16 protein-coding genes are annotated in these 14,250 nt (G+C 64.1%); 3 read left to right on the forward strand and 13 right to left on the reverse strand.

The window, feature by feature from the left end; all coding sequences use genetic code 11:
• Positions 1 to 51: 51 nt before the first annotated feature.
• On the forward strand, positions 52 to 633 hold the full coding sequence (locus tag ACODRW_RS06510) for a TetR/AcrR family transcriptional regulator (protein WP_488905396.1): 582 nt from the start codon (positions 52 to 54) through the stop codon (positions 631 to 633).
• Here ACODRW_RS06510 and ACODRW_RS06515 read toward each other — a convergent pair.
• The 3 genes from ACODRW_RS06515 to ACODRW_RS06525 are packed head-to-tail and all read right to left on the reverse strand — an operon-like array spanning position 630 to position 3,048.
• Positions 630 to 1,334 (reverse strand): substrate-binding periplasmic protein, encoded by a 705-nt coding sequence (locus ACODRW_RS06515; protein WP_488905397.1) that lies wholly within the window; start codon positions 1,332 to 1,334, stop codon positions 630 to 632. The genes ACODRW_RS06510 and ACODRW_RS06515 overlap by 4 nt on opposite strands.
• A gap of 55 nt (positions 1,335 to 1,389) precedes the next feature.
• On the reverse strand, positions 1,390 to 2,418 hold the full coding sequence (gene ltaE, locus ACODRW_RS06520) for a low-specificity L-threonine aldolase (RefSeq protein ID WP_107800859.1): 1,029 nt from the start codon (positions 2,416 to 2,418) through the stop codon (positions 1,390 to 1,392).
• A 15-nt stretch (positions 2,419 to 2,433) separates the two neighbouring features.
• Entirely contained in the window at positions 2,434 to 3,048 is a 615-nt protein-coding gene (locus ACODRW_RS06525; protein WP_488905398.1) for a TetR/AcrR family transcriptional regulator, read from the reverse strand.
• A gap of 150 nt (positions 3,049 to 3,198) precedes the next feature.
• Between ACODRW_RS06525 and ACODRW_RS06530 the strand changes: the two genes are divergently transcribed.
• On the forward strand, positions 3,199 to 3,543 hold the full coding sequence (locus tag ACODRW_RS06530) for a darcynin family protein (protein ID WP_107800861.1): 345 nt from the start codon (positions 3,199 to 3,201) through the stop codon (positions 3,541 to 3,543).
• A 133-nt stretch (positions 3,544 to 3,676) separates the two neighbouring features.
• Here ACODRW_RS06530 and ACODRW_RS06535 read toward each other — a convergent pair whose 3' ends face one another.
• Entirely contained in the window at positions 3,677 to 3,901 is a 225-nt protein-coding gene (locus tag ACODRW_RS06535) for a hypothetical protein (protein WP_107800862.1), read from the reverse strand.
• 230 nt (positions 3,902 to 4,131) lie between these two features.
• On the opposite strand from ACODRW_RS06535, the gene tcdA reads away from it, so the two are divergent.
• A complete protein-coding gene (gene tcdA / locus ACODRW_RS06540) occupies positions 4,132 to 4,932 on the forward strand; it encodes a tRNA cyclic N6-threonylcarbamoyladenosine(37) synthase TcdA (RefSeq protein ID WP_107800863.1) in 801 nt (266 codons plus the stop codon).
• 25 nt (positions 4,933 to 4,957) lie between these two features.
• Here the strand turns inward: tcdA and ACODRW_RS06545 are convergent, their stop codons facing one another.
• The 9 genes from ACODRW_RS06545 to ACODRW_RS06585 form a co-directional block, all read right to left on the reverse strand.
• Positions 4,958 to 5,611, reverse strand: coding sequence for an ATPase (locus tag ACODRW_RS06545; RefSeq protein WP_488905399.1), 654 nt, complete (start codon positions 5,609 to 5,611; stop codon positions 4,958 to 4,960).
• On the reverse strand, positions 5,608 to 5,934 hold the full coding sequence (locus tag ACODRW_RS06550; RefSeq protein WP_199225935.1) for a type II toxin-antitoxin system prevent-host-death family antitoxin: 327 nt from the start codon (positions 5,932 to 5,934) through the stop codon (positions 5,608 to 5,610). Before ACODRW_RS06550 ends, ACODRW_RS06545 begins: the two co-directional genes overlap by 4 nt.
• Before the next feature lie 320 nt (positions 5,935 to 6,254).
• Entirely contained in the window at positions 6,255 to 6,998 is a 744-nt protein-coding gene (locus ACODRW_RS06555; RefSeq protein ID WP_107800865.1) for a M48 family metallopeptidase, read from the reverse strand.
• 176 nt (positions 6,999 to 7,174) lie between these two features.
• Positions 7,175 to 8,020: a CDP-diacylglycerol diphosphatase gene (locus tag ACODRW_RS06560; protein ID WP_488876596.1), complete on the reverse strand. Its 846-nt coding sequence runs from the start codon at positions 8,018 to 8,020 to the stop codon at positions 7,175 to 7,177.
• Positions 8,021 to 8,123: 103 nt separating this feature from the next.
• A complete protein-coding gene (gene oppF, locus ACODRW_RS06565) occupies positions 8,124 to 9,116 on the reverse strand; it encodes a murein tripeptide/oligopeptide ABC transporter ATP binding protein OppF (RefSeq protein WP_107800867.1) in 993 nt (330 codons plus the stop codon).
• Positions 9,109 to 10,110 carry an ABC transporter ATP-binding protein gene (locus ACODRW_RS06570; RefSeq protein ID WP_107800868.1) on the reverse strand — a complete coding sequence of 334 codons (1,002 nt, stop codon included), beginning with the start codon at positions 10,108 to 10,110 and terminating at the stop codon, positions 9,109 to 9,111. Before ACODRW_RS06570 ends, oppF begins: the two co-directional genes overlap by 8 nt.
• Positions 10,111 to 10,128: 18 nt before the next feature.
• Positions 10,129 to 11,043: an ABC transporter permease subunit gene (locus ACODRW_RS06575; RefSeq protein ID WP_081575942.1), complete on the reverse strand. Its 915-nt coding sequence runs from the start codon at positions 11,041 to 11,043 to the stop codon at positions 10,129 to 10,131.
• Between the two features lie 25 nt (positions 11,044 to 11,068).
• Positions 11,069 to 11,989, reverse strand: coding sequence for an oligopeptide ABC transporter permease OppB (gene oppB / locus ACODRW_RS06580; RefSeq protein WP_227105445.1), 921 nt, complete (start codon positions 11,987 to 11,989; stop codon positions 11,069 to 11,071).
• A gap of 235 nt (positions 11,990 to 12,224) precedes the next feature.
• Complete coding sequence (locus tag ACODRW_RS06585) at positions 12,225 to 13,841, reverse strand: peptide ABC transporter substrate-binding protein (RefSeq protein ID WP_488905400.1); 1,617 nt, start codon at positions 13,839 to 13,841, stop codon at positions 12,225 to 12,227.
• Positions 13,842 to 14,250: the final 409 nt, after the last annotated feature.

Consider the following 14,250-nt stretch of genomic DNA (forward strand, 5'->3'; position numbering starts at 1 on the left):
AACAATTAAACTGGCGCATCAACGATGCCGGACGATCACGAAGGAGGAAAGATGTCGGCCAAAGGAGAGGAAAGACGGGAAGCGATTCTGCGCGCGGCGATGCGGGTGCTGACCCGCGACGGCGGGCAGGGCTTCCGCATGCGCGCCATCGCGGCGGAGGCCGGGGTGGGCATCAGCCATGTCCAGTACTACTTCAAGAATATCGACGCGGTAATGGAAGGCGTCATGGTTCGCTACCTGGAAGACTGGGATGAACTGATGCTGAACGCGCCCGCCAGCCTGGCCGGCGCGCTGGACTTTGTGCTGGCGACCCAGCTTCAACACGGCGGCTGCGCCTTGCTCTGGGAGCTGTGGGCGCTGTCCAGCCGCAACGGGGCCGCCGATGCGGCGCTCAAGACCTTCTACGCCGGCTATACCGACCGGGTTTGCGCGCTGCTGCGCCGCGAGGCTCAGACGGACGCGCCCGACAGTGTCGTCAGGGAGCGCGCGGCGCTCATCGTCGCCTTGATCGAAGGCCTCTCCATCCTGCGCGGCAACGGCCGGGAGCAAACGCTGGCGCCGCAAGCCCAGCGCCATGCCGTAGACGCCGCGCTGGCCTTGGCGGCCTTGCCGCTGCCGCCTGCCAAGGCCTAATCCGCGCTCCGCGCGGCGGCCTTGAAACGGGCGATCACCGCCGGCGCGGTGCCGCGGTTGAAGGCGGCGTACAGCGCGCTGTCCAGCTGCGCCAGCTTCATGCCGCGTCGCACCAGCGACGCGTCCAGCCCCAGGGACTTGAGCTTGCTGCGCATGCCTATCTCGGTGGCGGGCAGCAGATCGCAGCGGCCGGACACCAGCTTTTTGACGTTGATGCTGGAGTCCGAGGTCGGGTCCAGTCTTGGAAAACCTTCTTCCTTCAAGTACTCCTGCCGGTAATCCCCCAGCACCACGCACACCGAGTAGCGCTTGGCCGCCGCCAGCGTCGGCGCCTGGATGTCGCGTCGCGACGCCAGCTGATAAAAATACACGTCGGAATCCAGCAGCTTGACGGCGAAGTCCAGATATTTGAGCCGCTCCCGGGTCTTGGCGATGGGAAAAATCGCCGCGCCCGGCCGGGTCTTGGCCTCCTCGTAGGCGCGCGCCCACGGCACCGTTTCAATCCGCGACGGCGGCAGGCCGAGCTTGCCCAGGATCGCCAGAACCGGCGCCACCGCCAGCCCGCCGCTGATCCGGCCGTCCGGCCCCAGTTCCACATAGGGCGGATCGCCGCTGCTGAACAAGCGCACTTCGTCCAGAGCCCCCGCCGGGGCCCCGCCGCAGGCCAGCGCGGCGCAGCAGGCGCCCAGCCATTGTTTCATTCCGCCCCCCCTTTTCCACGCCGCAGCTGCTTATTTATAGCCGCCGGGCCTCGGTTCAGTCGGACAGCACCCGTTGCAGCGTCTCCACCAGCCGGTCCAGGTCCTCGCGTCTCACCTGCCAATGGGTGACGATGCGCATCAGGCCGCCTTCGGGCGGATTGGCCTTGACCCCGGCCTGGCGCAGCGCGGCCATCAGTTCGGCCACGTCGATGTCGGCGGTGAAACGGAACCACACCATATTGATGTGCACGTCCTCCAGCCTCACCTCGACGCAGGGCAGCGCCGCCAGCCGCTCGGCCAGGTAGCGGGCGTTGGCGTGGTCGTCCTTGAGTCGGTCCACCATCTCGTTCAGCGCCACGATGCCGGGCGCGGCGATCACCCCGGCCTGGCGCATGCCGCCGCCCAGCAGCTTGCGGTTGCGGCGCGCGCGGGCGATGAAATCGGCGCTGCCGGCCAGAATGGAGCCCACCGGCGCGGCCAGGCCCTTGGACAGACAGAACATCACCGTGTCGGCGTATTGGGCGATCTCGCGCGCCTCGCAGCCCAGATGGGCGGCGGCGTTGAAGATGCGCGCGCCGTCCAGGTGCACCGGCACCTGGTGGCGGCGCGCCACTTCGGCGCTGGCCGCCATCGCCGCCAAGGGAATCACGCGGCCGTTGCAGTGCGCGTTCTCCAGACAGATCAAGCCGGTGCGCGGCCAGTGGATGTCCTCGCCGACGCGGATGCGCTGCTCTATCGCCTCCGGCGCCATCACCCCGTCCACGCCGGCGACGGCGCGCAGTTGCACGCCGCCTATCACCGCCGCGCCGCCGGTTTCGTGCCAGACGATGTGGCAGCTCTCTTCCAGAATCACCTCGTCGCCGCGCTGGCAGTGGGTGAAGATGGCCAGTTGGTTGCCGAAATTGCCGGTGGGCACGAACAGCGCCGCCTCCTTGCCCAGCTTCTCCGCGGCCAGCTGTTCCAGCGCTTGCACCGTGGGATCGTCGCCGTAGACGTCGTCGCCCACCTCGGCGTTGAACATCGCCTCGCGCATCGCCGGCGTCGGCTGGGTCACGGTATCGCTGCGCACATCAATCCATTGCATGGTCAACTCCTTCTCTTAAGGGGAAATCTCGGGGTCTTGCCGCGGCAAGGTCAGATAGGCGGCCAAGGCCGCCGCGACGCAGCGCGTCAGTTCCGCCTCGTCCGGCGCGTCTTCCAGCGCCAGGCCGTGTATCAGGCTGTCCGCCATCCGCAGCAGGCGCGGCGCGCGCTCGGCGGGCAGGCCGCGAGCGGCCAGCCACTCGACCACGCAGTCCAGCAGCGCCGCGTCCAAGGGATTGTCCGCCGGCGGCGGGTCGAACTGCGGCCACTCCCGTTCCAATACCCGATGCAGCCCGGGCGCGGCCAGATGTAGACGCAGGCAGGCGGACACCAGGCTCTCCAGCTGCGCCGGCCACGGCAGGCCGGCGCTCAGCCGCAAGGCCTCCCGCACCGTGGCCAGGGTTTCCTCGCCGTGGCGGCGGTGCAAGGCCGCCACCAGCGCCTGCTTATTGGGGAAGTACTGGTACAAGGAGCCGATGCCGACGCCGGCCAGCTCCGCCGCCTTGTTGGTGCTCAGCCCGGCGTAGCCGTCGCGCTCCAGAATGCGAGCCGCCGCCTCCAGAATGGCGGCCACCACATGGCGGGAGCGAGCTTGGCTGGGCTGTTTGCGGGCTTGCGGAATCATGGGCATGCGGCGGTCCGTAAGGGAGGAAGGCTTGCGCCGCGGTCATGGGGCCGACAGCAAAAAGACGGCGGCAAACGCTTAGCAAAACACGAGTTTTACCCGCTGACAAGGGCGGATACATTGAAAGCGTCGCCCATCCTCAATGAAAGCGGAACCATGAGCCAAAGCTACGCCTTCTTCGCGCTGCTGCGCGTCCACCCCAACTGGCTGCGCCTGAGCCGGCCGGAACGCCGCCGGTTCGAAGCGGAAACCCTGAAGCCGATCTACGCGCGCTATCCGGCGGTGCGCATGCGCTGGTTCGACGCCGAGGCCTTCACCGCCCGTTGCAGCGATATCGCGCTGTTCGAAACCGAATCGATCAAGGATTTCTATTATCTGATCGACGCGCTGCGCGACAGCCCGCTCCTCACCGAGCCCTATTTCGAATTCGTCGATATCCTGCCGGCGGTGGAGGACGGTTTCCGCGACTACGACGCGCAGTTGTCCACAGGCGGATCATAGGCCGCTTAGCCTGCCGGCCAATACAAACGGCGACCTTGCGGTCGCCGTGTCGCTGCTGCGGGAGGCCGGGTTATGCCCGGCGAGTCCGGCCCGAAACGGCCGGCGGGGATACTCTCAGATTGTCAGCAGTGGCTTAATGGATTCGATAAGATTGCTTGATCTCGCTTACGCGGCGCTCGGCCTGTTGAACGGTCAGCGGGCTCATGGCCATATGGGCGCCGCAATGGCAGCGCAACACGCTGTCGGGATGCAGGGACTTGAGATGATGGCGGATTTCATGGCCGCATTCCTCGCAGGCGACCACGACGGTGGCGTTGTAATGCTTGTCCAGATCAATATCGAATCTTTGCTGCTTCATGGGAATCTCCCTTGCTGTGACAAAGGCCGGCCAGCCAGAGGAAGAGCAGGAAGCCCTTCATGACAGACCTGAAGAGAAGGATAGCTCCGCCGGCGAAAGGTTCCCAGCAATCAGCCACTTAACTGTAGTTTTTTTGACCGCGGGCAAGCCTCGCGCCCACGGCCGCCGCACTGGTCAGCAAGCGGGGCTTGCAGTATCCTTCGCCGATTTGATTGTTGACGATTGCAGCCATGGACACCCACAACGCAGATCTGGAACGCCGCTTCGGCGGCATCGCCCGTCTCTACGGGCCGGAGGCGCTGGCCCGCTTTCAGGCCTCCCACGTTTGCGTGGTCGGCGTCGGCGGCGTCGGCTCCTGGGCGGTGGAAGCGCTGGCGCGCAGCGCCGTCGGCAAGCTGACCCTGATAGACCTGGACAATGTGGCCGAGTCCAACACCAACCGCCAGTTGCCGGCGCTGGACCCCAATTACGGCATGGCCAAGGTCAGCGCGCTGGCCGAACGCGTGCGCGCGATCAATCCGGCCTGCGAGGTGATCGAGATCGAAGACTTCGTCACCGAAGACAATCTGGAACAGCTGCTGGGCCGGGACTACGACTTCATCATCGACTGCATAGACAGCCTGCGCATCAAGACCGCGATGGCGGCCTGGTGCGCGCGCCGCCGCCAGCCCTTCATCGTGTCCGGCGGCGCCGGCGGCCAGACCGATCCCACGCTGATCCGGGTGGCGGACCTGGGCGAGGTCACTTACGACCCGCTGCTGTCCAAGCTGCGCTACAACCTGCGCCGTCACCACCAGTTCAGCCGCGAAGCCGGCAAGAAGCTGCACGTTCCCTGCGTGTTCTCCACCGAACAACTGATCTATCCGGACACGGAGCAGCAGGCTTGCGACGCCGCGGAGCCGCGCGGCCCGCAGGGTCTGTCCTGCGCCGGCTTCGGCGCGGCGATGACGGTGACCGCCAGCTTCGGCCTGGTGGCGGTGGCGCAAGCGCTGAAGCAGCTGGCCAAGCCGCCCAAGGTCAAGCGCGGCTAACGCGGCGTAAACCCGGGCAGAGAGCTCAAGACAACGGCAATTCGATGGCCGCTTGCACGATGGGCCTGGCCCAGACGGGAGTGGCGGCCAAGGCGGCAAGATCGTCCACCCCTGGCGACACCATCCGGCCATTGACGGTTTCCAACACCAACACCGGGTCAGGAATCTCCTGCCCCGGCGCCGCTTCAGCGCTATTGTCGAATACTTGCAGCCGGGCCAGTCTCGGCAATAAGCGGATCAGATTAAGACGCGAGCTGACCCAGCGCTCGTGAATCTTGTGCTCCGGGATGTCGTGGCCCCCATGGGCGACACGCAAGCCTACCCGCGCAATGTGTCGTTCCGGCGAGTCCAGGCCGCAAAACAACATCATGACATTGTGACTGCCCGCCGCTGCGGCGAGCATGTCCGCCATGGTCCGGCCTCCCAGCGTGGTTTCGAACGCAAAGTTGCGGCCCTCGCGGATGGCGGCCTCCAGCCGGGAGCGGCCGTATTCCCACGCCTGCCCATTGGCCTTGTCCGGGTCCAAACCCAGTTGTCTGACCAGTTCGCGCGCATAACTGTCCGGGTTGTACCAGGACAAGCCGTGCTCGGCCAGCAGGCTGCCGCCCACCGAGCTCTTGCCTGCGCCGTTCACGCCGGCAAGCACTAGGATGAAGGGACGCGCGGCGGCGGCGATCAAAACGCGTCGCCGGCCTTGGGCCGCGAGCCTAACTTGCCCTGGGCCTTGAACAGACTATCGACGTTTTGTGCCGTGCCCGCTTGTTGCAATTGGGCCAGCCGAGCATCGAAGCGCTGATTCAGCGCGTCCAACGCCGCTTGCTCGCGCTGCTTCAGCGCCTGAATGGCATCCTCCAGCCGCCGGTAGGTGGCGGCGTCCAGCAACACCATCTCCACGGTCGAATGGTTGGTAACAGCCACGCTGCCCTGTTGATGAACCAAGCGCACGACCTCCCCCCATTTGTTTTTGACCTGAGAGGCGTTTTGACGCGGCAAGGCGTCCAAGCTGGGCAATTCCGTAATCATCGCAGCCCCACCGGGAAAATAATGACGATAAGGCAATAATAGCCCCAATCTGAAAAAATGTCTTTTTTAGCCATTTTCACCGGCCATATGCGGCTAACACGCTCAAAGAAGCCGTTCGCGATCTGGCGAGCCAAGGCAAAACCAGGCGCTGCGGCGGAGCAAGCGCAGGATGCACACGCAACAAGTCGCACTCACCGTGCGACGGCTCGCGACGCGCGGCACGTTTTGAACAGCGGCTGACGCAGCCACGAAAAAAGCACCGCCTAGGCGGTGCTTTTTCATGTGCGGGCGGATGCCGCTTACATGCTCTGGATCTGTTTTTCCAGTTTCACCGCGCGGTCGCCCGGCGCCGGGTGGCTGGACAGCAGGCTGCTGTCGTTGCCGTACAGATCGGCCAGCTTGCGCAGCGCGGCCGGACCGCCTTGAACGTTGTAGTTGTGACGCTTGAGGAAGCCCACCGAGTAGCCGTCGGCGTCGCTTTCCTGAGACTGGGAGAACTGCGCGTTCACCACGGCTTCGGCGAAGCCGCCGAGCTCGGATTCGGACAAGCTGCTGGCGACGCTGTTGCCGCTGCCGGCCGCGCCCTTGCGCGCCGCGGAAGTGGCGTAGGCCAGTTGCATGGCTTTCTTGGTGTGGCCCAGTTTCACATGGCCGATTTCATGACCGATGACGAAGCGCACTTCGTCGTCGTTCATCTTGTCCATCAGGCCGCTGTACACGCGTACGGTGCCGTCGGCCATGGCGAAGGCGTTGACTTCCTTGGTCAGATAAACCTTGAAGTTCAGCTTGGTGCCGTCTTCGCTGTCCAGGCCCTTAACCATCTTGGCCAGGCGCTTGGAATAGGCGTTGGAGGCCGGAGCCACCTTGTTTTTCTTGTCCATCACCACGCTGGATTCGGCGGCCATGGCTTTGACGTCGGCGTCGCTGAGGGTGGCGGACTTCACCAGGTCGGAGCCGGCGCTGATCATGGAGCCCAGATCGAAAGCGTGCACCGGGGCGGAAAGGCAAGCAGCAGCCAGAACGGTCAGAGCGAATTTTTTCATTGTGTCAGTCTCATTTAATTTACAAATTCAATTTACAAATAAAGCAGACGGATGCTATCCGCTTTGCCTCCTCTTGAAAAGCGATTGGCATAACTCCCACCCATTGCCGATTCACGCCCCCTCAGACCTTACCGCCGGCAAGCCCTTGCCAACGCAAAGGTTTTTCCGGAACCGCTCTAGACCGGCGGCGAAGCGGGCTGCGAATGGTTGTCGCGGCGACGCAACGCATCCGAACCATTGGCGGACGCGCCCCGCAGCGCCGGACACGCGTGATCTTGCAATTCCTCGACCGAGGCGCGGTTGGCGCCGATCAGGCTGGCGCGGCTGCTCAGCAGAATGAAGCCGTCGCGGCCGTCGGCCAGCCGCGTCGCCACCAGCGCCAGGCCGTAGCGGCCCATGTCCAGGCCGGCTTCCGGCTGTCCGGCCGCCAGCGCCTTGAACGGGTCCACCTCCGGGCCGCCGTCGGCCTTGGCCGCCACCGCGCGCGCCCAGTAGGCGTGGCCCTGCAGCTCCACCGGCAACTCGCGCCACTCCTCGCTCAGGCTGTCCTTCAGGTCCTCCAGCTGCTGGCGCACGGTGGCGTCGGTGCAGGAGATGTGGATGTGCAACTGATTCTGGGTGCGTCCGTACTGGGAATTGATGGTCAGCGACAGCAGTTCGCGCGGAATCGGCCGGCCGTAGCGCTGCTCCAGAAAGCCGCGCGCGCGCCAGGCCGCCCCCCAGTAATCCGGCGCGCGCTCGCTCAGCAGCTCCGGGCTTTCGATGCCGCTGACGCGGGCGGTGGGAATCAACAGGTATTGCAGCCAGCCGTTGCGGTCTTTCAGCACCGCGTAGCCGCCGGCCTCGCCGCTGCCCGGCTCCACCGCGGCGCAGGGCGCCGGCTGGCCGCTCGCCTGCTGATTGGGCAGGCATTGCCGGCTGACGATATTCCACAAGGCGTCGGAATCGGCCCACAACAGCGCCGAGTACCCCAAGGCCAGCGCGGCCAACAGGCCGGTGGCGATTTTGAGCGTGGTTTTCATGTTTGGATTTTTGCTTGATGCCACTCCGCCACTATAGCGAAGGCCGGGCCCGGACATGAAAAAACCGCCCCTAGGGGCGGTTTGGCGCGGGACAGGGTCCGGCTCAGGCCAGCAGGCAGGAAGACTGACTCTGCTCGCTGACGCGGCGCAGCGGCGTGGCCTGCTGAGCGCAGCGCGTCTCCGCCTGCGGGCAACGGGTGCGGAACACGCAGCCGGACGGCGGATTGATCGGGCTGGGCAGGTCGCCTTGCAGGATCTGGATCACCTTGTTCTTTTCCAGCTTCGGGTCCGGGATGGGAATCGCCGACAGCAAGGCGCGGGTGTACGGGTGCGAAGGCGCGTCGTACAAGGCGGACTTTTCCGCCAGCTCCATTTCGCGGCCCAGATACATCACCAGGATGCGGTCGGAGATGTGCTTGACCACGGCCAGATCGTGGGCGATGAAGATCAGCGCCAGCCCCATCTCACGCTGCAACTCCTTGAGCAGGTTGATGATCTGCGCCTGGATGGACACGTCCAGCGCCGACACCGGCTCGTCGCAGATGATGAGCTTGGGCTCCAGGATCAGCGCGCGGGCAATGCCGATGCGCTGGCACTGGCCGCCGGAGAACTCGTGCGGATAGCGGTTGATCATCTGCTCGCGCAGACCCACCTTGGCCATCATCGCCTTGACCCGGCGCATCACTTCCTCCGGACCCAGCTCCGGCTTGTGCACGCGCAGCGGCTCGCCGATGATGTGGGCCACCGTCATCCGCGGATTGAGCGAGGCCAGCGGATCCTGGAAGATCATCTGGATGTCCTTGCGCACCGCCAGCCAGTCCTTGTCGCTGCCCTTGCGCAAATCCTTGCCCATCCAGACGATTTCGCCGTCGGTGGCGGGAATCAGATTCAGGATGGCCCGGCTGAGCGTGGACTTGCCGCAGCCGGATTCGCCCACCACGCCCAGGGTTTCCCCGGCGTAGAGGTCAAAGCTGACGCCGTCCACCGCTTTCAGGGTTTTCTTGGGGCTCCACGGCCAACTGTCGTTGCCCTTGACCTGGAAGTGCACTTTGACGTCGCGCACCGAAAGAATGGCCTGTTTGGCTTGTTCAGACATGGGCCACCTCCTGGGCTGCTTGCGCCAGCTCGACGGCCGGCTTGTGACAGGCGCGGATCACCTGCGGATTGTGGCTGCTGGCCTGCAGCAGCGGCAGTTCGTCGGCGCAGCGCTCGGTGCTGTGCTGGCAACGTTCGGAGAACGGGCAGCCCTTGGGCATGTGCGCCATATTGGGCGGATTGCCGGGAATGCTGACCAGCTCGCTGCCGTCGTGGTCCAGCCGCGGCAGCGCGCCCAGCAGGCCGATGGTGTAAGGATGGCTGGGGTGGTAGAAGATGCTGTCGGCGTCGCCGTATTCCATCACCCGGCCACCGTACATCACCATCACTTTTTCGCACAGGCCGGCCACCACGCCCAAGTCGTGGGTGATCATGATGATGGAGGTGCCGAAGTCCCGCTGCAGGTCTTTCAACAGGGTCAGGATCTGCGCCTGCACCGTCACGTCCAGCGCGGTGGTGGGTTCGTCGGCGATCAAGACCTCCGGCTCGCACAGCAGCGCCATCGCGATCATCACGCGCTGGCGCATACCGCCGGAGAATTCATGCGGATACATGTCCACGCGGCGCGCCGCTTCCGGAATGCGCACCGCTTCCAACAGCTCGATCGCGCGCTTCTTGGCCGCGCGCCGGCTCATGCCCTTGTGCAGCTCCAGCACCTCGGTCATCTGCCGCTCCACCGTCAGGTAGGGGTTCAGCGAGGTCATCGGGTCCTGGAAGATCATGGACACGCGGTCGCCGCGGATGGCGTTCAGTTCCGGCGCGCCCATCTTCAGCAGGTCTTTGCCGTGGAACAGCACTTCGCCGCTGGTGGAACCGTTGCGGGCCAGCAGGCCCATGATGGACAGCACGGTCTGGCTCTTGCCGGAGCCGGACTCGCCGACGATGCCCAGGGTCTGCCCCTTGTCCAGTTCGAAGCTGACGCCGTTGACGGCGTTGACCATGCCGTCGTTGGTCTGGAACTGGACCCCGAGATTGCTGACTTTCAAAATGCTCATAGTGGTTCTACCTCGGGCTCATCGATCTTTCGGGTCCAGCGCGTCGCGCAGGCCGTCGCCGATATAGTTGGCGCAGTACAAGGTCAGCGACAACATGCCGGCGGGGAACAACAGCTGCCAGGGCTGGGTTTCCATGGTCTTGGTGCCGTCGCCGATCAACACCCCCCAGCTGGTCATCGGCTCTTGCACGCCCAGGCCCAGGAAGGACAACACGGATTCGGTCAGAATCACGCCCGGCACCGTTACCGTAGTGTAGATCACCACGATGCCCAGCAGATTGGGCACGATGTGGCGGGCGATGATGGTGGCGGTGGACACGCCGATGGCGCGCGCGGCCTCCACATACTCCTTGGACTTGATCGACAGCGTCTGGCCGCGCACCACGCGCGCCATGTCCATCCAGCCCAGGATGGTGATGGTCAGCACCACCAGATAGAACTCGCGGCCCAGCAGGGTCACCATCAGGATGGCGATCAGCAGATAGGGCACCGCGTACATCATGTCCACGATGCGCATCATCAGATTGTCTATCTTGCCGCCGAGGAAGCCGGCGCTGGCCCCCCAGAGCACGCCGATGATCACCGCGGCGACGGTGGCCAGCGCGCCCACCATCAGCGAGATGCGGCCGCCTATCAGGGTGCGCACCAGCAGGTCGCGGCCCAGGTCGTCGGTGCCGAACCAGTGCATGCCCTGCCAGGTGGGCGCCAGGCTGATGGCGTCCCAGTCGGTGTCGTCATAGGTATGGGGCAGGAACATCGGCCCGAAAATACAGGCCAGCACGATCAGCGACAGGATGATCAGGCTGACCACGGCCGCGCGGTTGCGGAAAAAGCGGATGCGGGCGTCGCGCCACGGGCTGCGGCCCTCTACGGCGGCGTCGTCCAGACGGGTCTCCAGCGCGATCGCCGCTTGCTTCTGTTTGCTTCTCAACATGGGAAATCCTTCGCGGTCACGCGCGTCAATAGCGAATCTTGGGATCGAGGAAGGCGTAAGCCAGATCGACCAGCAGATTGAGCAGCACGGCAATCACCGTCACCAGCACCACCAGGCCCAGCACCAGCGTGTAGTCGCGGTTGGCCGCGCCGTTGACGATGAGCTTGCCCAGGCCGGGCAGGGAGAAGATGGACTCGGTGACCACGGCGGAGGTGATGGAGGAGATGGTCAACGGCCCCAGCAAGGTCACCACCGGCATCAAGGCCGGCTTCAAAGCGTGGCGGACGATGATGGTGCGCATCGGCAAGCCCTTGGCGCGCGCGGTGCGGATGAAGTTGCTGCCCAGCACCTCGATCAGGCTGCCGCGCATCACCCGGCCTATGGTGGCCACGTTGATGAAGGTCAGCAGCGCCACCGGCAGGATCATGAAGCGCGGATCGAAATCGTTCCAGCCGCCGGACGGCAGCCATTGCAGGGTGACGGCGAAGATCAGCACCAGCACCGGGCCGATGATGAAGGACGGGAAAGCGCTGCCCATATTGCTGATCAGCATCACCAGGTAATCCACCGCGCTGTTCTGACGCAGCGCGGCGACGATGCCCAGCGCCACGCCTATCACCAGCGAAATCAGGATGGCGCTGCCGCCTATCGCCGCCGACACCGGCAGCGCCTTGGCCACCAGATCGTTGACGCTCCAGTCCGAATAACGGAAGGAGGCGCCCAGATCGCCTTGCAGCAGGCTCTTCAGGTAATACAGGTATTGCTGCCACAGGGGCAGGTCGAGATGGTATTTGGCCTGCAGATTGGCCAATACCGCCTCGGAAACTTTGCGCTCCCCGTCAAAGGGGCCGCCAGGGGTCATGTGCAGCAGCAGATAACAGACGGTGATGACGGCCAACACGGTGGGGATCGTCAACAGCACGCGTCGTAAGGTGTAGGACCACATTGCAAATTACTCCGACTCGCCGCGCCCGCCGCGCCGGCGCGATACGCGGGCTGCGGACGGACCAACGGCGATTGACACCGACAGTCACGGGCGGGCGGCGCCGTCAGCGACGGCCGCCCGCTCAACACACCGGGGTTGCCCCCGTTTCCAGATCAGGGCCGAACGCGCGTCCGCCCGCGCGCCTCCGGTCCCCTGCGGGACGGGAGGCGTTCAGGCGTCGGCGCGAGGCCGGCGATCAATGCTGGAGGATGTAGAGTTCCTTGCTGCGGTAGCGATCCACCGGGTTCTTCAGCGAGTAGCCGCCCACATACGGTTTCACCAGGCGCGGCAGCGTGTACTGCAGCACCGGGATCATCGGGTAGTCGTCCATCGCCAGCTTGGTGGCCTGAGTCAGCAATTGGGTGCGCTTGGCTTGATCGGTGCTTTCATTGCCCTGCTTGATCAACTCTTCCGCTTTCTTGTTGCAGTTGAAGTTGTCGTTCTGGGTATTGCCGCACTGGACCAGCGCCAGGAAGGTGGTGGCGTCGTTATAGTCGGCCAGCCAGCCGTTGCGCGCCACCTGGTAGTCGCCGTCGTGGCGTTTCTTCAGGAAGACCTTGAACTCCATGTTTTCCATGGAGGTGTTGAAGCCCAGCTTGCTCTTCCACTCGGAGGCCACGAAGATGGCCATCTTCTTGTGGTAGTCGCTGGTGTTGTACGACAGCTTGAGCGTGGTGCCCGGCTTGACGCCGGCCTGGGCCAGCAGCTTCTTGGCCTCGTCCACGCGCTTGGCCATCGGCCATTGCGCCCAGTCGTAGCTGGTCGGCAGGCCGCCGTGTACGCCTTTGACCATCACGCTGTAGGACGGCAGCTGGCCGTCGCCGGTGATTTTCTTGGCCATCAGGTCGCGGTCCACCACCATGGACAGCGCCTTGCGCACGCGCACGTCCTTCAGCAGCGGATCCTTGTTGTTCAGGCTGTAATAGCGCAGGCCCAGGATGGTGGAGGTTTTCAGATCCTTGGGCATGGCGCTCTTGAGCTTGTCGAAGCTGCCCGGCGGGATCTCGTAAGTCATGTCGGTCTGACCGGACTGGTACAGCTTCTGGTCGGCGTTCTGATCTTCGATGGGCAGGAAGCTGACGCGGGTCAGCTGCACGCTCTTGGCGTTCCAGTACTGCGCGTTCTTCTCGATCACCACCTTGCTGTTGACTTGCCAGTCTTTCAGCACGAAGGGGCCGTTGCTGACCATCTTGCCCGGCTTGACCCAGTCCTTGCCGAACTTGTCGATCACCGCCTTGGGCGCCGGGCCCAGCTGGGCGTTGGACATCAGTTCCGGCAGGTAGGACACCGGGAAGGCGGTGTCCACTTGCACGGTGTATTTGTCCAGCGCTTTGACGCCGATGGCGGTCACCGGCTTCTTGCCGGCCACGATGGCCTCGCCGTTCAGGAAGAAGATGCCGAAGGTGCCGGCGTAGGGAGCGGCCAGCTTGGGGTCCACCAGGCGGCGGATGCCGTAGACGAAGTCGTCGGCGGTGACGCCGCTGCCGTCAGACCATTTGGCGTTCTTGCGCAGCTTGAACACCCAGGTGGTGGGCGCGGTCTGTTTCCAGGACTCGGCCACGCCGGGCTGCAGCCTGCCTTCGTTGTCGGTGGCGGTCAGGCCTTCGAACAAGTCGTGGGTGATGATGTTGGCGGGCACGCCCTCCACCACCATGGGATCCAGCGATTCCGGTTCGGAGCCGTTGGAGCGCACCAGTTCCTGCTTGGCGGCCAGCTTGGTGCCCGGCGGCACAATGGCGGCCAGGGCCGCGCCGGAAGTCAGGGCCAGCGCCACGGCGGCCGTGATTGTCTGTAGCGATTTTTTATCAGCCATCTCGCCTACTCTCCTAAGTATTGCCGCTCCCGTCGACTATCGCGGGGCGATCAGAATCTTCACTCGATTGTATCCAGAGTGGTTGGCGGCCATTATGCGCTGAGGATTTTGAATACTTCAAGTGCTAAGCACGGCGCGACGGCGGGCGATTTAACGTTTTTGTCGCAAATTGACTATCCTTGCCCGCATTAGCTGTCACAGCTTGCTGATTTCACATTGTTTTTCCACCATTATTTCGTTTCTCATTCTAAAAATTAATGCCTCTCATACGCATTGCTCATGATATTGAAAATAAGCCTATACAATTACCCCGTTCAAATATTACAAAAAGCGTATTTTTAATTTGCCGGCTTTTCCCAAAATCATTAACGCTTTTGCGCTTGGCGAAAACGGAAGGGCTTGAGTAAGC

Source organism: Chromobacterium sp. FG89, from assembly GCF_057808735.1.

Bases quoted from the DNA above. Each gene is read 5' to 3' on its own strand.
- ACODRW_RS06510 (WP_488905396.1), top strand. From the start codon at position 52: ATGTCGGCCAAAGGAGAGGAAAGACGGGAAGCGATTCTGCGCGCGGCG.
- ACODRW_RS06515 (WP_488905397.1), bottom strand. From the start codon at position 1,334: ATGAAACAATGGCTGGGCGCCTGCTGCGCCGCGCTGGCCTGCGGCGGG.
- ltaE (WP_107800859.1), bottom strand. From the start codon at position 2,418: ATGCAATGGATTGATGTGCGCAGCGATACCGTGACCCAGCCGACGCCG.
- ACODRW_RS06525 (WP_488905398.1), bottom strand. From the start codon at position 3,048: ATGCCCATGATTCCGCAAGCCCGCAAACAGCCCAGCCAAGCTCGCTCC.
- ACODRW_RS06530 (WP_107800861.1), top strand. From the start codon at position 3,199: ATGAGCCAAAGCTACGCCTTCTTCGCGCTGCTGCGCGTCCACCCCAAC.
- ACODRW_RS06535 (WP_107800862.1), bottom strand. From the start codon at position 3,901: ATGAAGCAGCAAAGATTCGATATTGATCTGGACAAGCATTACAACGCC.
- tcdA (WP_107800863.1), top strand. From the start codon at position 4,132: ATGGACACCCACAACGCAGATCTGGAACGCCGCTTCGGCGGCATCGCC.
- ACODRW_RS06555 (WP_107800865.1), bottom strand. From the start codon at position 6,998: ATGAAAAAATTCGCTCTGACCGTTCTGGCTGCTGCTTGCCTTTCCGCC.
- ACODRW_RS06560 (WP_488876596.1), bottom strand. From the start codon at position 8,020: ATGAAAACCACGCTCAAAATCGCCACCGGCCTGTTGGCCGCGCTGGCC.
- oppF (WP_107800867.1), bottom strand. From the start codon at position 9,116: ATGTCTGAACAAGCCAAACAGGCCATTCTTTCGGTGCGCGACGTCAAA.
- ACODRW_RS06570 (WP_107800868.1), bottom strand. From the start codon at position 10,110: ATGAGCATTTTGAAAGTCAGCAATCTCGGGGTCCAGTTCCAGACCAAC.
- ACODRW_RS06575 (WP_081575942.1), bottom strand. From the start codon at position 11,043: ATGTTGAGAAGCAAACAGAAGCAAGCGGCGATCGCGCTGGAGACCCGT.
- oppB (WP_227105445.1), bottom strand. From the start codon at position 11,989: ATGTGGTCCTACACCTTACGACGCGTGCTGTTGACGATCCCCACCGTG.
- ACODRW_RS06585 (WP_488905400.1), bottom strand. From the start codon at position 13,841: ATGGCTGATAAAAAATCGCTACAGACAATCACGGCCGCCGTGGCGCTG.